This is a genomic window from Sphingobium indicum BiD32 (genome assembly GCF_000382885.1).
GTDB classification, from domain to species: domain Bacteria; phylum Pseudomonadota; class Alphaproteobacteria; order Sphingomonadales; family Sphingomonadaceae; genus Sphingobium; species Sphingobium japonicum_C.
In genome coordinates this window covers 23,257-43,649 of record NZ_CAVK010000240.1, presented here as the reverse complement: position 1 = coordinate 43,649, position 20,393 = coordinate 23,257, and the positions used below count along the sequence as shown (strand labels likewise).

Annotated in this window: 20 protein-coding genes; 6 read left to right on the top strand and 14 right to left on the bottom strand. The window is 60.2% G+C overall.

Translation table 11 applies throughout. The annotated features are described in order from the left end of the window. The first annotated feature begins 487 nt into the window (after positions 1 to 487). The 3 genes from EBBID32_RS21160 to EBBID32_RS21150 all read left to right on the top strand — a co-directional run bounded on the left by EBBID32_RS21160 (position 488) and on the right by EBBID32_RS21150 (position 4,354). Complete coding sequence (locus tag EBBID32_RS21160; protein ID WP_006966731.1) at positions 488 to 1,768, top strand: tyrosine-type recombinase/integrase; 1,281 nt, start codon at positions 488 to 490, stop codon at positions 1,766 to 1,768. Between the two features lie 104 nt (positions 1,769 to 1,872). Beyond that, positions 1,873 to 2,268, top strand: a complete 396-nt coding sequence (locus EBBID32_RS21155) for a type II TA system antitoxin MqsA family protein (protein WP_006966729.1) — start codon at positions 1,873 to 1,875, stop codon at positions 2,266 to 2,268. Positions 2,269 to 2,500: 232 nt separating this feature from the next. Continuing rightward, entirely contained in the window at positions 2,501 to 4,354 is a 1,854-nt protein-coding gene (locus tag EBBID32_RS21150; RefSeq protein WP_006966728.1) for a HipA domain-containing protein, read from the top strand. 47 nt (positions 4,355 to 4,401) lie between these two features. Here EBBID32_RS21150 and EBBID32_RS21145 read toward each other — a convergent pair whose 3' ends face one another. The 6 genes from EBBID32_RS21145 to EBBID32_RS21120 form a co-directional block, all read right to left on the bottom strand. Further along, a complete protein-coding gene (locus tag EBBID32_RS21145) occupies positions 4,402 to 6,483 on the bottom strand; it encodes a TonB-dependent receptor plug domain-containing protein (protein ID WP_006966725.1) in 2,082 nt (693 codons plus the stop codon). Between the two features lie 137 nt (positions 6,484 to 6,620). Continuing rightward, entirely contained in the window at positions 6,621 to 7,031 is a 411-nt protein-coding gene (locus tag EBBID32_RS21140; protein WP_006966724.1) for a DUF2946 family protein, read from the bottom strand. A gap of 43 nt (positions 7,032 to 7,074) precedes the next feature. Further along, complete coding sequence (locus EBBID32_RS21135; protein ID WP_006966722.1) at positions 7,075 to 7,797, bottom strand: ABC transporter ATP-binding protein; 723 nt, start codon at positions 7,795 to 7,797, stop codon at positions 7,075 to 7,077. Further along, positions 7,790 to 8,992: an ABC transporter permease gene (locus EBBID32_RS21130; RefSeq protein ID WP_006966720.1), complete on the bottom strand. Its 1,203-nt coding sequence runs from the start codon at positions 8,990 to 8,992 to the stop codon at positions 7,790 to 7,792. The genes EBBID32_RS21135 and EBBID32_RS21130 overlap by 8 nt, the downstream gene beginning before the upstream one ends. Beyond that, entirely contained in the window at positions 8,989 to 10,170 is a 1,182-nt protein-coding gene (locus tag EBBID32_RS21125; protein WP_006966718.1) for an efflux RND transporter periplasmic adaptor subunit, read from the bottom strand. The genes EBBID32_RS21130 and EBBID32_RS21125 overlap by 4 nt, the downstream gene beginning before the upstream one ends. Next, positions 10,167 to 10,763, bottom strand: a complete 597-nt coding sequence (locus tag EBBID32_RS21120; protein WP_006966717.1) for a TetR/AcrR family transcriptional regulator — start codon at positions 10,761 to 10,763, stop codon at positions 10,167 to 10,169. Before EBBID32_RS21120 ends, EBBID32_RS21125 begins: the two co-directional genes overlap by 4 nt. 92 nt (positions 10,764 to 10,855) lie before the next feature. Here EBBID32_RS21120 and EBBID32_RS21115 point away from each other — a divergent pair, with 92 nt between their 5' ends. Further along, entirely contained in the window at positions 10,856 to 11,722 is an 867-nt protein-coding gene (locus EBBID32_RS21115; protein ID WP_006966715.1) for a class I SAM-dependent methyltransferase, read from the top strand. Between the two features lie 87 nt (positions 11,723 to 11,809). Here EBBID32_RS21115 and EBBID32_RS21110 read toward each other — a convergent pair whose 3' ends face one another. Beyond that, a complete protein-coding gene (locus EBBID32_RS21110; RefSeq protein WP_006966713.1) occupies positions 11,810 to 12,130 on the bottom strand; it encodes a DUF736 domain-containing protein in 321 nt (106 codons plus the stop codon). A 438-nt stretch (positions 12,131 to 12,568) separates the two neighbouring features. Between EBBID32_RS21110 and EBBID32_RS21105 the strand changes: the two genes are divergently transcribed. Together EBBID32_RS21105 and EBBID32_RS21100 are read left to right on the top strand one after the other, a co-directional pair. Further along, positions 12,569 to 12,967, top strand: a complete 399-nt coding sequence (locus tag EBBID32_RS21105; protein WP_196805715.1) for an antitoxin Xre-like helix-turn-helix domain-containing protein — start codon at positions 12,569 to 12,571, stop codon at positions 12,965 to 12,967. Between the two features lie 3 nt (positions 12,968 to 12,970). Next, the gene (locus EBBID32_RS21100; protein ID WP_006966709.1) at positions 12,971 to 13,654 is read left to right on the top strand and encodes an RES family NAD+ phosphorylase; all 684 of its coding nucleotides are present in this window, start codon (positions 12,971 to 12,973) and stop codon (positions 13,652 to 13,654) included. A 465-nt stretch (positions 13,655 to 14,119) separates the two neighbouring features. On the opposite strand, the gene EBBID32_RS21095 is transcribed toward EBBID32_RS21100, so the two are convergent. The 7 genes from EBBID32_RS21095 to istA form a co-directional block, all read right to left on the bottom strand. Continuing rightward, positions 14,120 to 15,043 (bottom strand): hypothetical protein, encoded by a 924-nt coding sequence (locus EBBID32_RS21095; RefSeq protein WP_006966707.1) that lies wholly within the window; start codon positions 15,041 to 15,043, stop codon positions 14,120 to 14,122. A gap of 53 nt (positions 15,044 to 15,096) precedes the next feature. Continuing rightward, a complete protein-coding gene (locus EBBID32_RS21090; RefSeq protein WP_006966705.1) occupies positions 15,097 to 15,498 on the bottom strand; it encodes a thiol-disulfide oxidoreductase DCC family protein in 402 nt (133 codons plus the stop codon). Beyond that, complete coding sequence (locus EBBID32_RS21085; RefSeq protein WP_231382273.1) at positions 15,491 to 16,024, bottom strand: DUF4166 domain-containing protein; 534 nt, start codon at positions 16,022 to 16,024, stop codon at positions 15,491 to 15,493. Before EBBID32_RS21085 ends, EBBID32_RS21090 begins: the two co-directional genes overlap by 8 nt. Further along, positions 16,021 to 16,494 (bottom strand): DUF2269 family protein, encoded by a 474-nt coding sequence (locus tag EBBID32_RS21080; RefSeq protein WP_006966700.1) that lies wholly within the window; start codon positions 16,492 to 16,494, stop codon positions 16,021 to 16,023. The genes EBBID32_RS21085 and EBBID32_RS21080 overlap by 4 nt, the downstream gene beginning before the upstream one ends. Continuing rightward, the gene (locus tag EBBID32_RS21075) at positions 16,487 to 17,707 is read right to left on the bottom strand and encodes an SDR family oxidoreductase (protein WP_006966698.1); all 1,221 of its coding nucleotides are present in this window, start codon (positions 17,705 to 17,707) and stop codon (positions 16,487 to 16,489) included. The genes EBBID32_RS21080 and EBBID32_RS21075 overlap by 8 nt, the downstream gene beginning before the upstream one ends. 240 nt (positions 17,708 to 17,947) lie before the next feature. Then, complete coding sequence (gene istB / locus EBBID32_RS21070; protein ID WP_006966696.1) at positions 17,948 to 18,805, bottom strand: IS21-like element helper ATPase IstB; 858 nt, start codon at positions 18,803 to 18,805, stop codon at positions 17,948 to 17,950. Beyond that, the gene (gene istA / locus EBBID32_RS21065; RefSeq protein ID WP_440590973.1) at positions 18,802 to 20,304 is read right to left on the bottom strand and encodes an IS21 family transposase; all 1,503 of its coding nucleotides are present in this window, start codon (positions 20,302 to 20,304) and stop codon (positions 18,802 to 18,804) included. The genes istB and istA overlap by 4 nt, the downstream gene beginning before the upstream one ends. Positions 20,305 to 20,393: the final 89 nt, after the last annotated feature.

The following is a 20,393-nucleotide window of genomic DNA, read 5'->3' as shown; positions in this document are numbered from 1 at the left end:
ACGGCCAATCAGGCCTTCCTCTTACTCTCACCGGGGCGTTGCGGGGACGGAGCCGCCCGCAGAAGGGGTTTCGACGCGGCTATGGCGCGGCGACAGGGGAACGCTTTCCCCTTTTGTGTAACGGGAAATCTGCCGCAATCTTGACCGTCCGCGCGATTTTAGGTGGATATTATTTGGAGACGAGCATGCTGTCGTAGTGCTTCGTATCCACGCAAAGCGCAGTCATCCCACCAATATACTTCTGATATCATTTGGAAAAACTGGAGCGGGCGAAGGGATTCGAACCCTCGACCCCAACCTTGGCAAAATATTTCAGCCACTTTTCCAAAACTCTCCTGAGTACGATTAACTACGCTAAATCAGATATTTATAATGTTCCTCTTTACGATTGTCTCCGCCCATAATACCCTCGAAACGCTTAAATCTGGAGACAAAATGGAGACAAAGCACCCCTCTGAAATCTTTGTCTCCAAATGGAGGGTCAAATATGCCGACAGCGAAGTTGAACAAGCGCAATGTGGACGCATTCGCGCCGCCTAAAGATAAACAGGCCGTCCTGTGGGACAGCGAGATTCGGGGTTTCGGCTTGCGGGCGCTTCCGTCGGGGCTCAAGACCTTCATCGTTCAGTACCGCAACATCGAAGGGATCAAGCGGCGTATCAATCTCGGTCGCTATGGTGTCATCACGACGGAGCAGGCTCGGGATCTGGCGAAGATTAAGCTTGGCGAAGTTGCTGGTGGTCAGGACCCGGCAGAGGCAATTCATCAGGCCCGCAGTGGCATGACGGTCGCCGAGATCTGTGACTGGTATCTGGTTGAAGCCCGCGCCGGCAACATTCTTGGCCGCAAGAACCGTCCAATCAAGGCCTCCTCGCTCGCGATGGATGAGAGCAGGATCAACACTCACATCAAACCGATTCTTGGCCATCGCATGGCGAAAAGGCTGACAATCGCGGATGTCGAGCAGATGCAGGCTGATGTCCGGGACGGGAAAACTGCCAAGGCTAGAGGTAAAGGCCGTGGTGGTCGGCCCGCTGGCGGGCCTGGCGTCGCGTCGCGATGCCTCGGGTCGCTGCAAGCCATTTTGGGTCATGCCAAGCACAAGGGGCTGATTGCGGAGCACCCAACCAGAGGAGCCAAGAAACTCGCAATCAACAAGAAGACGAGACGGCTCAGCACTGCCGAACTCGTCGCGTTCGGCAAAGCCATCGCCTATGCCGAACGTAATGGCGAAAATCCGACAGCACTTGCAGTGGTGCGGACACTTGCGCTGACAGGATACAGACGGGAAGAGGCGCAGTCGATGAAGCGCGCCTGGGTGCATGCGGAGGGTGGGTTTGTCTCCTTCCCGGATACCAAAACCGATGCACAGGTCCGCTCGATCGGCCCAGAAGCACTGAAGGTCGTTCTCGCTCAACCCGAGATCGTTGGTAACCCCTACGTGTTCCCGTCAATGACGGGCGCTGGCGCATACCAGGCTGCACCAGCCTGCTTCCGGAGAGTTTGTCAGTGGGCGGGAATTGAGGGCGCCACACTGCATACCCTTCGCCACACTTTCGGCAGCATCGCGGGCGAACTCGGATTCACGGAACTGACGATACGGGCCATGCTCGGGCATGCTTCGCAGAACGTCACGCAGGACTACATCCATATCGATGAAGCTCTGAAGCTAGCGGTGCGCAAAACTTCAGACGAGATCGCCCGCCTGCTTGCCGAAGGCGCTGCATCGTTGCGCCCAGTCAGGCAAACGTCGGCAATTGAAATTTAACCTTGAAGGTGTATTTTTGGAAGCCAAATACAGCATTTGGCGCTGGGGTTTGCCGGTGAGATGCTTAACGATATTCGATCGACATCGGGCAAGGAGGTTTGAAGATGGGTCAGACTCGCTTTCATCCCAAGACCGGTGATGTGCTTCGGCGTGACGCCCGGATGCAAACGCTGAGCGTTGGCTCGTTGTCACGCGAAGTGGAGGTGCCGGGCTGGTATCCTGAAGGCGATGGCGATTCCATCCATTCGGGCGCTGAACTTCAAGCATTGGATCAAGCCTATCTCGAGTTGCGAGCGGCCTATGCCGCACGGGTCAAGGCCGTGCGCAAGAAGCTTGGCCTCACCCAAGAAGAGGCGGGTAGGATCATTGGCGGCGGACGGCGAGCGTTCCAAAAGTATGAGCGTGGTACAATGCAGCCCAGTGAAGCTGCGGTTGGCTTGATTGAGATTCTTGATCGCCATCTGGAAGAGGTCACAACTCTCCGCAATATCCGACGGTAGGCCAGTAAGAGGCGCTTCCAGGACGCTGTCCGAAAAATGTATACGCATTTCGGACATGCTGCGGGATCAAGCAGAAATAGCCTAGTCCAGAGGTGGGTCGGTGCTTGCCCTCAGCGGTGTGCTCCGCACCGCACCTGCTTGCGGAATTAACGTGCATGTGAGATGCGAGATAATTCTTGCATATCACATCCACCCGTGGGATTAACGCGCATCTGAAGTGCGAGATAATCCTATGACAGTCCATCTGGTCGGCGAAACGATCGATGCCAAGCGCGCGCACCAGCGCGCGCAAGCGGGCGAGCTCGTCCAGCTCGTGCGCGGCATATATATCGATCAAGATGTCGATGCGGACGCTGCCATAATGGGCCACGCGATCCGCATCGCACAGTATCTCTATCCCAATGCCTATCTGTCGTCGGCGAGCGCGGTCCTGCTTGCTCCGACACCCGATGGCAGGCTTTTTATAAGCGGAAAACGCAACCAACGCACGCGGCTGCGCAGCCTGGAAATCGTCCAGAACGAAGCGCCGAAGCACCCTTCGACCGCATCAGCGGTGGTTGGTGATGATCAGGGCGAGCTGCGTATTCATGCATCCTCCCCGCGGCAACGCTTTCTGGAAGCATTTCGGCTGCGCAGCGAACATGCCAGCGCCATCACCGCCGAGATGCGCGTCCAACTGGCTGCGCGTCTCGTCGAGGAGCACGGCACGACCAAGGAAGCCGCCGATGCAGTCTGGGCACTGGCCCGCGAAAATGGCTGGTATCGCGAAGGCGAAGCCGCTGAACGCTTCCTTATGGCGCAGCCGGGTACGGCCAAAGCGCCCGTAAACAAGGCCGCGCTGGATCTGATGATCGCCTGGCATGGCGAGCCGCTCGGGAACCTCGCCCATGACGGCTTTGAGTGGCGCTGGAAGCCGGCCCGGCGCTCAGGGCCGACGCTCATCCGGGAGACAACGCCCGGCAAACTTCCGGCTTTTGTCGAATCCCTCCTGCCGGAAGGCTGGCTCGCAAAGGTGCTTCACGAGCGGGACGAGCGCGAAGCTTTGAAGCGTGGACGGCGTTATATGTCCAACGTCGCTGTGGTCGAGACGCGCGACGAGTTGACGGCACTACCGGCTGACATTCTCACGACGAAGCTGAGCGGCTTTGTCGAGGCAGGCCGTTTCACTGGCCACTATGATGGCCCGGCGCGCGGTGCCATCGAGGAGAGTTTCGAGCAAAACCTCGCGCGCATATTCGCGCGCGCCGAAACACCGCGCTTGTCGGGTGTTCAGATCAAGGCGCCGATGCATCTGGCACCCGATGGCACACTCCTTCCGGCCATCGATCTGCCATTTACCCATATCCTCAAACCAGCAGGCACCGCTGGCTTCGAGATGCTGCCGATCGTGGAATGGCTCTGCCTTGAACTTGGCCGCGCTGCAGGCTTTGCCGCGCCTGATGTCGCCCTGACGGCGATGCCCGATGGCATGGCTCCCGCGCTCATTGTAGAGCGGTTCGACATCCGCCTGGAGCCGGATGATCAGAGGCGGATCGCGCTTGAGGATTTCTGCTCGATCCTCGATCTTCCTGCCTCTGCCAAATATGACGGGACGATAGAGCGGATGGCGCGCGGACTGCGGCCGCTGTCGACCGACCCTGCAGCGGATCTCGATATCCTGTTCCGCCGTGCGGTTTTTGCCTGGCTGATTGCCGATGGCGATATGCACCTCAAAAATCTCGCGCTGCTCAAAATCGCCGAACCGAATGCCAAGGCTTTCACCTCGGTTCGCTTCGCTCCGCTGTATGATGCGGTCACGACGCGGGTATTCCCGGGTCTTGGCGGCGATCGCATGGCGCTCAAGCTGGGTGGCAAGGATGATCGGCTGACGCGCCGGGATTTCATGACGCTGGCACGCACGATCGGCCTGCCGCAAGGTGACGCGGAAAGGGCCATTGCCGAATTGACCGGCAGCCTCGCACAAGCCGTCGGAACCGTCCGGCTCCCGGCCTTTGCGGCGGAGGGCGAGGTTGCCGCTACCGTCCAGGGCCAGGTATTGGCTCTGACCGGCGAGCGCTGCGCCGCGCTCGCTGGCGATGAGGGTTAGGGTAGCGGGCGCTCGTCAGCACAGTGCAGACAAGCGCCCGCCTTTTGCTACATCGCCCAGCGGATTCGGGCGAAAGCGGAGCGGCCTGCGCCTGGCAAACGTGATCCCAACGGGACATCGGACCCTGTTATCCGGTTATATCCGGCCAGATGATCGAGATAGTAGGTGTCGAACAGATTCTCGATGCCAAGATCGAGCCGGACACCGTCGCGTATCAGCCAGTAGCCAGAGATGTTGGCAAGGACATAGCCAGCGCTCGGCGCCTCAGTATTGGTAGCGGACACATGGTGCTGCCGGGCGATGAACTGGCCTTCGACCGAGATCGACCAGCGGCTTTCCTCCCAGCTCACTGCCAGACGTCCGTTGGCAGGTGCCATCCGGTAGAGATTGTCGGCAATGTCGGTGCGTTCAGCACGCACATAGCTGGCGACACCGTCAAGGCGCAGCGGACCCGCAATCTTTGCGCCGAACGCGATATCGGCGCCCCATATGCGCGCATCAGTGTTGGCAAAGCGCAGCGGCGTGGGATCACCTCTGCCATTTGATACGATTTCAACCGGGGTGTTAAGAATGCCGGGAGTGGTGTCGAACGGTATACCCTGAATGAAATCGTTGATCCGGCGATAGTAGATGACCGGTCGGGCGTAGGCAGTGTCACCCTGCCAGTCGACGCCAAGCTCTGCGATCCAAGCTTTTTCGATTTTGAGATTGACGTCGCCGACATAGATGTTCCCGTCGGCGAGACCACCGCTGGCTTCAGTGGGCAACCAAGAATAGCGCTCGATCAGGCTGGGTGCGCGCGTCTTGTGCGCGAGTGTCAGCCGCGGAGTGAATGCATCCATCTCTGCCCATAGCCGGAGCGATGCATCGACGCTGGTGCCCGACCAGTTGCGGTCGGCCAGTGCAAAGGCATTGGCCAGATTGACCGGACCGGCCGGAACACCGGGGCCAAAGCGCGATGGGCCGGTCGATGCGCCGTGGCGGTCGATGCGTAGTCCCAGTTCGGATTCAATAGCACCAAAGCCGCTCCGCCATTCGACAAAGCCGCCGACCCGGTCGCTGCTGGCCCGATCAAGCGGATGGATGAAGAAGGCTGGAGACAAGGGATTATAGAGCACATAGCCCTTGTCGATCAGCTCGAAATCACCGCCGACCCGGATGTGGCGATCTGCCGAACCAAAGCGCAGCGACGCATCGGCGGCCATTGTGTCGGCATAGGTGTCTGACTGCCGGGTCATTGCGATTATTGGCGCGGGGCGTAGTTCATAGTTGTTCATGCGGTGGGACACACCGGTGTAATTGGCGTGGACTTCCAGCCGCAGGTCGTCGTTCAGATCACCTTCAAACCCTGCGCGGGCAAAGTCGGTGTGGAAATAGACAATGTCCATGGCGAACGGCGGGTTGCCCGAGCGGCCGGTATCTTGCCGCCGATATTCGAGACTGAACTCGCCGGGCCCCGCGCGAAAGCCAGCCTGAACGCCATAGACTGTGCGATGAAATGACGTGCTGCCAATGCGCCCGCCGGGGAAGCGGATGTCGTCACCGGCTTCATAGGAGCCAATCACGCCGAGGCGCAGGCTGTCGCTGGCGAGAGCCACAAGACCGCCAATGGCCACACTGTCATCGACGCTGCGATATTGGCTGGTCAGGTCGATCTGTGGTGACAGGCTGGAGCCGTCGCCAAAGCGCGCATGTTTGAGGATGGTGTTGACGCCGCCGCCCAATCCCGGGCCGTCACGCACAGGGGAAATGCCGCGTGCGATCTCGATCCTGTCGATCAGCATCATCGGTGCATAGTGCATTGCCGGGTCCATGGCGTTGGGGCCACCTGTCGCGAAACGTTGGCCATTGATCCGCAGCAGGATGCGCTCGCCAAACAGGCCGCGCATCTGCACCTGGCCGGAAAGCGTGCCATTCGCGACGACAGCCGCGCCGGGCTGACGCGCAATAAAGGCCGCGCCATCGGGGCCGGTGGACAGTTCCTCGTCAGCTTCGGTCGCGGCATCGGTGGCCGTCAGGCGCGGCGCTGTCACGACGATGGTGTCAGCTGATTGTTCATCGCCTTCAGCGGCAAAGGCAGGCGTGGCAGCGGTCAGGGCGACCGCCAAGCTTAAGAGTGAAGTCTTCATGGTTCAGATCATTCGCAAAACATGCAAAGTCGTGCCGCCCGCATCGAAGATGCCGGTTCGGGTGACTTGCCTTGAAATTGATGCGGAGCTCATGCGCGATTGTGGCCCGGATCAGTCCGCAGGTTCAGGTCGTTTTGTCAGGCGAATGATGGAGGGCCACGCAGTGGCGGGCGCAGATGCGCAAAGCGCCGATGCACCGGCAACGCAACGAGACGTGCGCTCGTGATGAGGATGAATGCGAGTGCCAATGCGAGCAAAAGGCCATCCGCCCCCGCGATCAACGCCATCGACAGGGCGGAAAAGGCGCAAGGTGGATTCTTCTGGCTATGATCGCCTGAGCGGTCCTGCCCATTGCCCGATCGCGGCACCACAATCTCGATGGTGCTGTGCTCGTTTTCGAAACCCGAACAAATCTGAACGCTTAGTGTGAGCGCTGAGGGTGCCACCATATAGCCCGCAGGGATCAGTCCGCGAACGAGCAGGGCGATCGCCACAAGCACCATCGCCCATGTTCGCCGCTGGAAAGTGAAGGTGCGCAAGGTGTTCATTCGCGCCGCCACTTAGCTCTTGTCTTGAAGGTTGTCACGGAGGTCATATTCCGAACGATGCTTCTGGCTCATGATGACCCGGTGTTTCCTCAACCGTATGGCCGTCTCGAATATTATAGAGCCGCTTGAAGGTCGGGATGATCTTTTCATCATGAGTGACGATGATGATCGCGGTATCGAACTGCCGGGCCATGTCGTTGAGAAGCCCCACAACAGCAAGAGCACGCTGGCCATCCAGCGGCGCAGTGGGTTCATCGGCAAGGATGACCGGCGGACGATTGATCAATGCCCGGGCAATCGCCACACGCTGCTGCTCCCCCCCCGAAAGCTGTGAGGGCATGGCGGCGGCGCGGTGACCGACATCCAAAGCGTCGAGCAAATCTCGGGCCATCTTTCGTGCCTCTGCATTTGGCTTTCCGGCCAGCATCGGCAGCAACGCGACATTGTCGGTCACATCAAGGAAAGGGATCAAATAGGGTGCCTGAAAAATGAAGCCGATCATATCGCGGCGCAGCGCGCGCAGATCGCGGACCTTCCAGCCATTGTCATAAATGCACTGGTCACCAATCGTCATCTTGCCTGACGTCGGTTCGATCACTGCGCCAAGGCATTTTAGCAATGTACTTTTGCCAGAGCCTGATGGCCCGATCAGTCCGATCACTTCGCCCTTTGCCACGGCCATGTCGACGCCGCGCAGGGCATGAACTGCCGTGTCGCCGCTGCCGTAGGTCTTGACGACATTCTCAAGGATGATGCCCTCAGCCACCGATCGCCTCCGCCGGATCCACCTTGATCGCAGCCTGGATGGCCAGAAAGCTGGCCACTGTGCAGATCAGCATCACCGCCACGAAGCCCAGGATCGAATCCGATGGCAGCAGCAGAACATATTTAGGGAAGAAGGGCGCCCACAGGCTGGCGGCAATTTTGCCGACGATGAATCCAATCAGTCCCAACCCCAGCGCCTGTTGCAAGATCATCCACGAGATCGTTCGATTGCGCGTGCCGATCAGTTTCAGCACGGCAATTTCGCGGATTTTTCCGATTGTCATGGTATAGATGATGAACGCCACGATGGCTGCGCTCACGATCGAAAGGATGACCAGAAACATTGCGATCTGCCGGGCCGAGTTGGCAATCAGTTTCTGGACAAGGATCTCTTCCATTTGGGCGCGCGTATAGACCGTGAGGCGTTGCCAACGGCGGATTGCGGCGGCGACTTCATCGGGATCGGCATCCGGTGTGATGGTGACCAGAATGGCATTGACGTTGCTATTGCCCGACTGAACGGCGTTTACAGCTTGCGCAACCGCCGGATTGCCCGGCGGGTTCAGTTGGGGATTGGCAGCCGTGCGCGCCCTCTGACGGACAATGGCGTCGCTGTCCTTCTGGAACTGGGCGGCCTGGGCATCCTTTAGCGACAGGAACAACATCGGGTCGCCGCCCGATGACACCATCCGGCTGGTCAACCCGACGATGGTGTAGAAGTTGCGGCGCACTTTGACGCGATCCCCAATTGCGAAGCCGGTCTTCACATCGGCCACAGCTTCATAGTGGCCACGCACGATCTGGCGTCCGGAGATCAAATGGGTGGGTTGGCCGGGCAGTCCCGGCTCGCCCATTTCCGCCCCGACGACCATTACCCGCACATCCTTGTCACCGTGCGCAATCTGCATGGTGAGGTAAGTTACGCCCGCGGCTTGGGCGACACCGCGCATCGCCTGGATCGGGCGTTCGCTGTCTTCGGTCAGGCTGGACGGTTCGGCATAGGGACCGAGCGTGTCCTTCTGCACGACCCACAGGTCGGCTCGGCTATTGTCCAGCAAGGCCTGCGCATCATCGACCATGCCGCGATAGACGCCCGCCATCGACAAGGTGACACCGATCAACAAACCCAGTCCTACACCGGTAAGAACGAATTTGCCCCAGCCATGCAGGATATCGCGCCCCGCTAGGCTGATCATGGCAGTGCGTCGACAATGCTGAATCGGCTGCTAGCCGATAGCGCCCGCGCGCTGTGAATTACTATGTCCTCGCCCCGGGTGAGGCCATGCAGCACCTGCACCCAGCCTTCCAGATTCTGAGCGCCCAGCCTGACGGGCGCGAAGACAAGATCGCCGTCACGGACCACCCAAACGCCAACCTGCCCATCAATCCGGTGTACAGCTGCATTAGGTATGGCCAGTGATCGTGCCTGTGCCGGCAGGGCCACGGTTACCTCGGCCAATTCACCGATTGCGGGCAATCCGCCGGTTATAGTGAACCGTGCCTTGGCCAGCACTTCCTCCGTCAACGCATCTGCCATCGGTTCAACGCGTTCGATTACGCCGGAAAGGGGAGCATCCGGCCTCGATCGCAAAGCAATCCGCACCTGCTGGCCCGCTGCCAGACCAGCCGATTGGGTCTGGTCGAAGCGTACGTTGATCCACAATTGCGATGGATCGATAATCTCAATCACAGCCTGACCGGCCACTACGGTTGTGCCGGGTTCCACAGCTCTGCGCACCACCAGCCCAGCGTGCGGTGCGACAAGGCGCAGGTTGGCACGTTGCTCCACCAACGCCGATCGTTCAGCGCCCAGACGTCCCCGATCCATTGTGGCAGCACTGCGATTGGCCTGCGCCGCCGCAAGTCCTGCCTGCGCAGCAGCCAGTTCCTGACGGCGTTGATCAACCATCGCATCGGTGACCCAGCCACCCCGTTTCAGCTCTTCCGTCCGTGCGGCCACGGATCGGGCGAGAACGACCCGGGCGTTCGCATCCGCAATCTGAGCTACTGCGGCCTGTTCCAGCGCGGCTGACCGCGCAGTCCCGCCAGCCGCTGCATCGATGCGCTGGTCGAGGTCGATTGGATCGATTTGTGCCAGCAATTGCCCTGCGACTACTATGTCGCCCACATCCACGGCGACCATTGTCACCCGGCCCGCAGCGGTTGGCCCAACTTTCTGGGTGTAGCGCGCCTCGACGGTGCCGATGCCGAACATGGCCGGGGCAATGCTGCGCTCCTCTACTTGCGCGATCGTCACATTGACCGGGGCAAGCGGGCCAGAGCGGAATGCCACCCAGGCAAAGAGCAGCAGAAGTGGCGCTAACACGGCCAGCAATGTCCAGCCGCGGCGGCTCATGGTGAATGGCAAAGTCATTTGGCCACTCCCAGTCCATCACAAAAGAGGTCGAATAGCCTCCCCGAAACGGCGGGCATCGTGGTGAAATCACTGGCTGCCATTGCTTGCATGGCCAGCCCTTGCACCATGCCAAGGAACATTGTGGCCGCAGCGGGGATGTCGACCGTCTCGGCGATAAGCGATTGCGCTTTTGCTTCAGTCAGCAGGTTCGTCACACGTTCGCGATACGCGGCCATCAGTGCGCGCACGCTCATCTTGCCCAGCGCGTCGCCATCCCGCTGCAATTCGCCAAACAATATTCGGGGCACGCCGGGGTGGGTCACGACGAAATCGATATGCGTGGCAAACATGGCACGCAGCCGTTCAATTGGCGTCACCCCTGTAACGGCATCAAAGCGCGCGAGCAGCGTGGTGGCAGTCCAGTCCATCACTGCAGCCCAGATCGCTTGCTTGTCGGCAAAATGGCGGAAAAGTGCGCCCTGCGTCACGTCCATCTGCGCTGCAATCTGCGCAGTCGTAATGTCCGCCGGATTGGTGGCTGCTGCCAAGCCAATCACCGTTTCAACAGTGGCGGCACGGCGTGCATCGGCGGAGAGTTTGGTGCGGGGCATCTGACCACCTTGCGCTTTTGTGAGTAATTAGTCACTACCTTTTATGGCGAATTCTGGCCTATGGTTCTGTAATCTTGTGAGAGGGAAGCGGCATGACGAAACAGTCGGGTGATAAAACCAGCACGATCAAGGGCGAAGATTGGGCCGGGGAAATGGGCACCAAGTGGCTAGCCAATCTTGCGCGGTTTGAAGGGATGATCGCACCCATAGGTGCAGCTCTACTAGCCCGCGCTGATTTTCAGCCTGTTGAGCGTGTGCTGGATATTGGCTGCGGCGGTGGGGGCACAACCATTGCCATTGCCAATGCGGTGGCTCCCGGGGGTGAGGTGTTGGGTATTGATATTTCGCCTGACCTCACTGCGGCGTCGACAAAGCGGGCGAGCGACGCCGGTGTTGGCAATATCCGCTTCATCTGTGCGGATGCCAGCAATGTACAACTGCCGGATGCGCCATTCGATCGTCTCTTTTCGCGCTTCGGCAGCATGTTCTTTGCTGAGCCGCATCAGGCTTTTGCAAACCTGCGCAGCCTTTTGCGGCCCGGTGCGCGTATCGATCTCGCAGTTTGGGCTCCGCCGCGCGACAATTTGTGGATGATGGAAATGATGGGCGTTGTCCGCAGACATGTTGATATTCCACCTGCTGTACCGCGCGCTCCAGGACCCTTCGCATTCGAGGATCTGGAGTATCTGAACGAGGTGCTTGCGGCCGGTGGTTTTTCGAGTCCCGACATCATGGCCTATACAGGGCAGCAACCGGTTGGCGGCGTTGGAGCAACGGCGCAGGAAGCGGTAAGTTTCGTGTTGTCCTCCATGGCCGTCGGCAAAGCGCTGGACGAGCAAGGAACAGATGTCCGAGCTGCGGCGGAGGGTGAATTGCTGGAATTGTTCGCAAAGCACCACGTGCCGAACCAAGGGGTGATGATGCAGGGCAAGGCCTGGCTGGTGTCAGCCAAGGCTTAACTGCGCTCTCGATCAACGACCTCTCACGGGACGAATTACGCCCAGGCAGGAGCGGCCCCACCCGGAGGTGGGGCCGCCAATTACGCCTTAGCTCGGCGGGTTCCAGATGATGACCTTCTTCGAAGGATCATCGCCTGGCGCGTTGGCGATGTTTCCATAGATGGTGCCGAATTCAGGAGCTGAGAGCGAGACCGAGACATATTCGGCGCCGGTGTTCTGCGAGAAGCGCTTCCAGCCTGCGCCCAGTTCGAAGCCGTTCTTGCGACTGACGATGCGGTAGTCGGGTTCGCTGTCCTTGGTCTTGCGGTTGTTGGGGATGATGGCGATCGGTGCCGACACGGTCAGCGTGGCGAGGTTGCCTTCGAAGCTGTCGTCAGACTTCACGGTGAGATTTGCGATGGTAGCCATGTCGTTTCTCCTAAAGGTGGTCGGGGACCATCCCCGATGGCGCCAAAAGAAGGGGCCGGAAGCCGCCGTCACCGCAGCGTCAGCGAAGGGCGAACCCCGCACGGGGTTGACGGTATTAGGCGTGACGAGACCCGCAGACAGGCGACAAGGAGGGGTGGTTTTCGCTCCGCCTGAAAACGAATGTCACTCGGCAATCTCCGTTTTCATCGACCAAAAGTCGGAGGCTTCCTCCCCACCGGATCACTGCATGGAGTGCAGCAGCAATCATCCCTCGCACGCAGCAATTGGCTGATCGAGAGGCGTTGTCACCTTGGACATTCGACGGGCAACAGCGGGGGCTCCTCGCCGCATTACACAGACTGAAATGTGCAATATCAGCTCTCATATTGACTTTTGTACAGAATATAAGCATATGAAGCCATGAAAGGACATGCCGCCATGGGTATCCAAACTGCAGCCAAAGCGCCTGTAAAGGGACTTGATCGCAAGGATCTGACGGGGCCAGCCCTGCGCACGTTCTTCCGCATTGCCGATGCCTGGGGCCTGAAAGAGCAGGAGCAGATGCGCTTGCTCGGTCTGGAGAGCCGCTCGACCTTCCAATCCTGGAAGCGCGGCGTGGTCGCGGCGCTGCCCAAGGATGCGCTGGAGCGGATTTCCTATGTCATGGGCATCTACAAAGGCCTGCAGATCCTGTTGCCCAAGACGGCCGATGAGTGGGTGCGCAAACCCAACAAGGCGCAGGTTTTCGGCGGCGCCTCGGCGCTCGAACGGATGATGTCAGGCAATGTCGCCGATCTCTATGTTGTGCGTCAGTATGTTGACGGGCAGCGCGGCTGACCCGTGGACATTCCCACGTCTGAAGTTCGCTGGACGCCCTGCTACCGCATCATCCCCAGCAGATTTCCCCCGATCTCGCTGTTCGAGGCGATTGCCGATCCTGCCGATCTCGAAGCGGTCTATGCCATCGAGGCGATGACCAATGACCGCCTGCGCGACGAAGCAGGCGAGCTGTCGCTCGTGCCGCCTGAAGACCGCGTGTCAGGCCCCGGATCCTCGCCGATCATGGCGGCGTTCACCCACCTCAACCCGGTCGGCGACCGCTTCACCGACGGTAGCTACGGCGTCTTCTATGCCGGACTTACACTGGCAACCGCCATCGCCGAGACCCGACATCACCGCACGCACTTCCTAAAGGCCACCGACGAACCGGCGCAGGAACTCGACATGCGGGTTTATGCCGTCGATCTCGACGCGAGCCTTCACGACATCCGCGGGCAGCGAGAGGCGTTGTCAGCTCTGTACCATCCGAGCAGCTATGCCGTGTCGCAGGAAACCGCTCGGACCATGCGCGATGCAGGTTCGGACGGGATTGTCTATGAGAGTGTCCGCGATCCTGACGGCGAATGTGCCGCTGTGTTTCGGCCTAGACTGTTGGCAAATTGCCGACAGGAGCGGCACCTTTGCTATGTGTGGGATGGAAGCGAAATTGGCACAGTCTACGAGAAACGGTTGCTGGATAGTTGAAGGGCTGCCAGCATTTCACCCCAGATCAGTCGTTCCGCCGCCGCAAACTTTCCCAAAGGCTATCGTGAACTGAGTCGGTTTTCGGCTCGCTGGAAGGACAGAGTCTGGGACAAACTGGCCATTCACGCGTCCCCCGTCCTACGGCAGGTTCATCGCCAAAACTCGACATTCAGCGAACGCTCCACCGGGCAGGACTTACCACCGGAATTGGGCCGGTTACTGAAAGGCAGCTCCTGGCTGGGCAAGGGCCAAAGGAGAAGGTCAGCTTTGAGGCAGCCTTGAAGGACACTGCAAAGGTTGCAAACGGGTGGGCTGGTTGCAAAACAAGGAGCTTAGGAAAGCGGACACCGGGTCCCGTCGCTATGGTCATGTGCCGCCACCAAACAGCGACGGTTCGACGGGCCCGAAGACTTCCTGTTGAAGCCGGTCATATGTTGATCGATTCAACGAACGGAAGCCGAAGGATTAAAGCCCAGCCTTTGTCGCTTCGGCACGCTGCTTGATGATTGTCAGAATGTTGCTTTCGATATCGCCCAGCAGGATCTCGCCCCACATTTGCGCATAAAGATTGACGTGCGTCTTGGCGATGTAATTGGTCCGCAGGGTGAGCTTGGTTGTGCCGTCATTCAACGGTGTCAGCGTGTAGTCGCCAGTGTCAATCTTGAGAAACTGCCCGTCGGGCGAGATATGTGTGTCGGTGTAATCCTGAAGTGAGCTGTTGCTAAAGGCAAAGGCCCAGCCAAGCCGTTGGCCCGGTTGCCATTGGGTGATCCTTTCCTCGAAATTGATGTGATCGCCCCAGTAGGCTTTGCGCACAACGCCGACACCGTGCCCGCTGATAGTGGTAGCGCGTGGTCGAGGTATACCAACAATACTCTGCGCGATATTCCATTGGCCTTCATCCGGGCTGATATGCGCATTGGCCACCGCGTAGGGCCAGATTTGAGCCGGTGTGGCGTGGATGACGATGGAGCGCGTTAACGTCACCTGCTTTTCCGGGATCGGAATCTGACTTTCCAAGCTGCCGCACATCAGCGGTAGGAAAAGCAACGAGGCGTGGAACCTTGCGGCATCGGTCCGCCCCTTCCGCACGCGCCGCAAGATGAAGGCGCCGGCATAGCCAGAGCACAGCCAGATCGGGGCGAGCATGATGATGCAAATGACCCCTTCGTGCAGAAACACTACCGAGCCTACAACCACAAGCGCCCCGAATAGCGGCGGCACATACCAGTAAAACGACGAAGGTTTGTCACCCGCCGGGTCACCCACATAGCAAATGAGCGCGCAGAGATAGGCCGGCAGAACGGCGAGAAACCAAAGGCTGGCAAAGGCGACGCTGTTGGCCTTGCTAGCATTGATGAGGATATAAGCGCTGAGCGCGATGACCAAGGCAAGGGTGATCCCACCGATGACACGACCGCGGAGCAGATTAGGCCTATTCATCACAAGACCCTTTCGGCAAACTCGGCAGTAGGCACCCAGCAAGTCTCGCGCTTGCCGAACAGTCTGTAGCGATTCCGAGCGATCCAGTGGTAGACAGGATCGCGCAGGGCTCTCGGCGCGAGCAGACCTAGGCCGGCAATGCACCAGGGCCAGCCAAGCCCTGTATAAATAGCGATCACGGCCTCGCTGTCACGTAGTACCCGGTCTCCCTCGATCAGCAGGATCGTATCCGGATTTGCCGGATCTATGCCGTGCTGCCGAAAGAGCGCCGCGCCGACCGCCCCTTGCATCGAAGCCAAGCGATAGCGGGTTAGCCGATCATGCTTCAGGATAAACTGTGCATTGGCAGAGCACAGCACGCATTGGGCGTCGAACAGAATGATGGGCCCCTGGTCAATCATGAAGCTCCTCCATCAAGCCGGTGTAACGGATGGCAAAACCCAGAAAGGGCAGGAAAATAGGCACGTCAAAACGATAGCGCCCATCCACTTCACTTTCGGTGGCGGGACACCGCGGACTGATCCATGACGGAAACGGCAGCCCAAAAAACCGGAAGGCCACCAAATCGAGGTGCAGCCTTCCGTCTTTCACGCACACCCGAAACCGGTTGGTGGCAGGCCCCATCTTCTCCACAATTAGGCCGTCGCGCGCGACAAACCCGCTATGATAGGTTCGGCCCGCGAAGTCGCGACGCCAGACTTCGGCCTCCCCATGTCGCTCTAACACCACGGTTACAGGGATATCGTTTCCAGCCTTTGGCAAGCCCATCATCCAGCACAGAGCGCGGGCGATCGGATTGCGGCTAGCCACAACTTGCGCCTTTCCAACCCACCTCTGGCAGTCATTGGAATCGTGGGCACGGCGCAGCACTGACGGCAGGTCTTCGATGGCGTCTCCCAGCAGACGGCGGAATAGCGGTTCGGTCACAATGCAAGCTCCGGTTTGGCAACCATTAGCCAGAAAATGATGATGACTCCGATAAACGCCGGCCATCCAAGTGCGAACCACCAGCGCGCGAGGCAGTGATAGTGTCTGGGCAGTTCTGCGCCGTCAGGGGTAGCCTCGGCGATGCGGCGCATCCGGATCTGGATCGCCACCACCGGCAGCCAGCAGGCTCCCACAACGATGTAGAGCACAATGGAAGCCATCAACCACGGCGTTGTTAGTGGGTAACCGGCCAGATTCGCCAACCAAACCCCCGTTACTGGCTGCACGATTACCGCGGGTGTGGTGAACAGCCAATCGGCCAGTTCCACGTTGCGATTGACCACCCGGCGAGCTGCCAGCACGCCCGAGCGATTGGCCATCCAGCCATGGAACGCGGTGCCAAGCCCTGTGCCGAACAACAGGGTGGAGCTAAGGATATGGACTGTCTTGAGGAGCAGATAATCATGCATTGGGCTTCTCCATCGCATGGACGGCCAAAGACAGGCCGAGAACCGCGAGATTTTTGACCAAGGCGCCAAAGGGATCGGCCAAGAGTTCGGGCGCAATGGCGAAGAGGATCAGGCTGTAGACGCTCATCAGCACCACACCAGCCAGGGCGGCCCCGCGCCAGTGCAGGAGCAGCGCCAAGCCTATTGCGATATCAGCCAGCGATCCGGCCCAGACGGTGCCCACTGCCCCAGTGCCTTCCAGCCCAAGGCGAGCGAGCAATTGGATGTTCTGGGTCATGGGGGTGAGCAACAGTGGTACTAACCCGCCAGCCAGCCACACTGCCGCTAGCAAGCCCCGCAAAGCGGGCGCAAGTGGCAACAGGCGGGCCGCCAGCGTATCGCTCTGGGTTGCTGGGTGGCGGGCCAAAACTTGCGCGACAGGCTGCGGAGTGAAACCAAGTGTGACTACGAAAGGCTCGACCGGCGCTGAATTGCCCGCCTCCAGCATGGCCAAGCTCTCGAGGGTCATCGGCCCAATACCGAGTCTGGCGACCGCGCGAAGTATCCAGCGCGGAACCTGCAGGCTGCGCGCTGGGCCAAGCCCCTGCCAGCGTCGCAAAATGCTGATCAGGTCCACGATCCGCATCTTTTCGGGCCCGACTGCATCCACCACCACAGCCATGGGCAAGGGGCGCTGCAGCAAGCGCCATACCGCTTCCACAAGATCGTCGATGGCAATGGGAGCGACCGGGCCGCCGCCGATATCAGGCAACACCGGCAAGACTGCTAAAGCGCTGAACAGCGTCGTGCTGCCCCCGCCGCGCCCAACCACCAGGGAGGGGCGCACAATCGCCCAGCCCAAGCCCAATGTGGTCAGATGTTCGTCTGCAGCGCGCTTGCTGGAATGGTAAGCGGTAGTGCCATCCTTAGCGCCCAGGGCGGAGATCTGAATCACGCGATCCACTCCGGCCTGCGCGGCGCCATCGAACAAGGCCATCGCACCGCGCGAGTGCAAACCGTCGTAATCGGCCCCTGCAGCCAGCGCGCCTGCGCAGTTTACCACGGCGTCATAGCCCTGCAGGCGCTCGGCCCATATGGAGGCGTCCTCACGGGTCAGATCGCAGGCGATATCATGTCCGTGCCTCCCGGCGATCTTTACCGCGCAGTCTTCAGCGCGCAGTCGCCCGGCCAGATGTCCGCCGATAAACCCGCCGCCCACGATCATCACACGCATAGCGGCCTCCTCAGTTAATGTTGGGCTGCGGCACGCGGCGCCAAACGGCCAGTCCCATGCCGGCCATCGCCATCAGGATACCCGCCAGGGTAGCCGCCACCGTGCCCTGGATCAGTACGGTGGGATCCGTGGCAATCCGCTGTAGCGCGACAATCCGGGTGAGAGGCTAGCGTCAATCAGGATGAGAATTGATTGTCGCGGCACGGGCGTGATGCCAGCGGTAGTTGTCGCTGGCAATAGTCAGTCGTTGATTTGATTGTCGCTGCGCGACAACTCCTCAGTAGACTTAATTGTCGCGTAGGTTGGTGGCCTTCCTGCGCGCGATTGTCGCTGGAGCGCGGCGCGGCGGCGATAGCTTTCGACATTCATTTCGAAGATGGTGGCGTGGTGGACAAGCCGATCGACGGCAGCAAGCGTCATGGCGGGATCTGGGAAGATCCGGTTCCACTCACCGAACGGCTGATTTGCAGTGATCAGCGTCGATCGGCGCTCGTAGCGGGCGCTGATTAGCTCGAACAGGACCGAGGTCTCTGCCTGATCCTTAGTGACGTATGCGAGGTCGTCGAGGATCAGCAGGTGATATTTATCGAGCTTGGCCAAGGCGGCTTCGAGCGCGAGTTCACGCCGCGCGACCTGGAGTTTTTGGACAAGGTCGGAGGTACGCGTGAACAGTACGCGCCAGCCATTCTCAATCAGAGCGAGGCCGATTGCGGCAGCGAGGTGTGTTTTGCCCCCGCCTGGCGGCCCGAACAGGATCAGGTTTGCGCCCTTTTCGAGCCAGGCGTCGCCCGAGCACATGGCGGTGACTTGAGCGCGAGAGATCATGGGCACGGCGTCGAAGGCGAAGCTGTCGAGCGTTTTGCCTGGGGGCAGCCTTGCTTCGCTCAGATGCCGCTCGATACGACGGCGATCGCGTTCAGCGACCTCATGTTCAGCCAGGGCGGCGATCAGGCGGGCACCGGGCCAGCCCTCCTTGTCGGCGCGCGCAGCGAAGTCTGCCCAGACCAACTTTATTGCTGGCAGCCGCAGGTCATTGAGTACGAGGCTGACGCGCTGGATATCGACAGCGGTATGGGCGGCAGTTACGTTCTTGCTCATGCTGCTTCTCCCATCAACAGAGCATCGTAATCGGCAAGCGGGGTCAGTTCGACAACCACTTCGGGCAGCGCGGCAGGGTCGGGTGCAAAGCGCAACCGCAATGCCGCCATGTCGGGCAGGCGACCGGCGGCGAGGCCATCGGCCAGCAGTTCGTTCAGTTCAGCCTCGCAGGCACGCTCATGGGCCATGCTGAGCAGTTCTACTGCCTGCTTGCAGGCAGCGCGTTCGCCCACCGCTTCAAGCAAGCGCTCGAAGGTCTGCCTGTATGCCTCGCGCGGAAACAGTTGATTGCGGTATACCAGCTTCAGCAGTGCCATGGGTTTGCGCCGCAGGCTGTGGATCACGTGCCGGTAATCGACGACATGAGCGTGCGTGGCATGATCGGCAGACCGACCGCGCTGCAGCGTCATCAGCCGGGTGCCACCGATAAACAGGTCGAGCCGGTCATCATAGAGCCGAACCCGCAACCGGTGCCCAATCAGCCGCGAGGGCACGGTGTAGAACACCTTTCTGAGAGTGAAGCTGCTGGTCGAAGTGACGGTCACAATCACTTCCTCGTAATCGCTGGTGCGTGCATGGGGCAGCGGCTGCAACACCGCACGCTCGCTGTCGATGCGAGCGCCGTTGCGACGGTTCTTACGGGCAACGATCTCGTCGATGAACTGGCGATAGGTGGCCAGATCGTCGAAGTCGCATGCCCCCCGCAGCAGCAGCGCGTCACGCACCGCGGCTTTAAGATGACCGTGCGAACTTTCGATCGAACCATTCTCGTGCGCAACGCCGCGATTGTTGCGCGTCGGCACCATGCCGTAATGCTCGCACAATGCGTCATAGCGCGTGGTCAGGTCCGCCCGCGCATCGGCATCGAGATTGCGGAACGCGGCCGACAGGCTGTCGCTGCGATGCTCGATCGGCGCGCCGCCGACAGCCCACAGGGCATTTTGCAGTCCTTCGGCCAGCGCGACATAGCTCTCGCCGCCCAGAATGACATGGGCATGTTCGAAGCCCGACCAGATCAGCCGGAAGTGATAAAGCCGGTGGTCGAGCGGCGCCCCCGCCACCGTAACGGCCAGATCGCCCATATCGGTGAAGTCCGACAAGCCAAGCCGGCCAGGCTCATGGACCTGCCGGAAGATGACCTCCTGATCGGGACCAAACCGCGCGCGCCACGCGCGGATCCGGCGCTCCAGTGTCCGCCTGACCCCCGGATCGAGATCGGGATGACGCCTGCGGAGCTCCTCAAAGATCGCAACCGCGCGCAGCCCAGGTGCCGCCTCCAGCAAGGGCACGATCTCGGTCTCGAAAATCTCTGCCAGCGGATCGGGCCGTCGCCGTTCGCGTGGCTTTTTGCGTTGCGAGGGCAGAGATGGATCCGCGTTGATCCGGTACGCGCTCGCCATGCTGATCCCGGCCTTGGCGGCAGCTACCGACACCGGGTTGGTCTGCTTGAGCTTCATATAGAGCCTCATCTGATGATCGTTGATATGGCAGCCCGGCACCCGCATCCCCTCCAAACGAAGCGATGCGCGTCATACCGGGCCGACCACGACCCTCAGACCCCCCATGAGGAGAGGCCTCGACGCTTGCT

Excerpts from the sequence above, each read along its gene's own strand:
- EBBID32_RS21105 (WP_196805715.1), top strand. The coding sequence starts at position 12,569 with ATGGGTATCCAAACTGCAGCCAAAGCGCCTGTAAAGGGACTTGATCGC.
- istB (WP_006966696.1), bottom strand. The coding sequence starts at position 18,805 with ATGAGCAAGAACGTAACTGCCGCCCATACCGCTGTCGATATCCAGCGC.
- EBBID32_RS21150 (WP_006966728.1), top strand. The coding sequence starts at position 2,501 with ATGACAGTCCATCTGGTCGGCGAAACGATCGATGCCAAGCGCGCGCAC.
- EBBID32_RS21120 (WP_006966717.1), bottom strand. The coding sequence starts at position 10,763 with ATGCCCCGCACCAAACTCTCCGCCGATGCACGCCGTGCCGCCACTGTT.
- EBBID32_RS21140 (WP_006966724.1), bottom strand. The coding sequence starts at position 7,031 with ATGAACACCTTGCGCACCTTCACTTTCCAGCGGCGAACATGGGCGATG.
- EBBID32_RS21130 (WP_006966720.1), bottom strand. The coding sequence starts at position 8,992 with ATGATCAGCCTAGCGGGGCGCGATATCCTGCATGGCTGGGGCAAATTC.
- EBBID32_RS21155 (WP_006966729.1), top strand. The coding sequence starts at position 1,873 with ATGGGTCAGACTCGCTTTCATCCCAAGACCGGTGATGTGCTTCGGCGT.
- EBBID32_RS21080 (WP_006966700.1), bottom strand. The coding sequence starts at position 16,494 with ATGCATGATTATCTGCTCCTCAAGACAGTCCATATCCTTAGCTCCACC.
- EBBID32_RS21160 (WP_006966731.1), top strand. The coding sequence starts at position 488 with ATGCCGACAGCGAAGTTGAACAAGCGCAATGTGGACGCATTCGCGCCG.
- EBBID32_RS21115 (WP_006966715.1), top strand. The coding sequence starts at position 10,856 with ATGACGAAACAGTCGGGTGATAAAACCAGCACGATCAAGGGCGAAGAT.
- EBBID32_RS21125 (WP_006966718.1), bottom strand. The coding sequence starts at position 10,170 with ATGACTTTGCCATTCACCATGAGCCGCCGCGGCTGGACATTGCTGGCC.
- EBBID32_RS21075 (WP_006966698.1), bottom strand. The coding sequence starts at position 17,707 with ATGCGTGTGATGATCGTGGGCGGCGGGTTTATCGGCGGACATCTGGCC.
- EBBID32_RS21090 (WP_006966705.1), bottom strand. The coding sequence starts at position 15,498 with ATGATTGACCAGGGGCCCATCATTCTGTTCGACGCCCAATGCGTGCTG.
- EBBID32_RS21110 (WP_006966713.1), bottom strand. The coding sequence starts at position 12,130 with ATGGCTACCATCGCAAATCTCACCGTGAAGTCTGACGACAGCTTCGAA.
- EBBID32_RS21145 (WP_006966725.1), bottom strand. The coding sequence starts at position 6,483 with ATGAAGACTTCACTCTTAAGCTTGGCGGTCGCCCTGACCGCTGCCACG.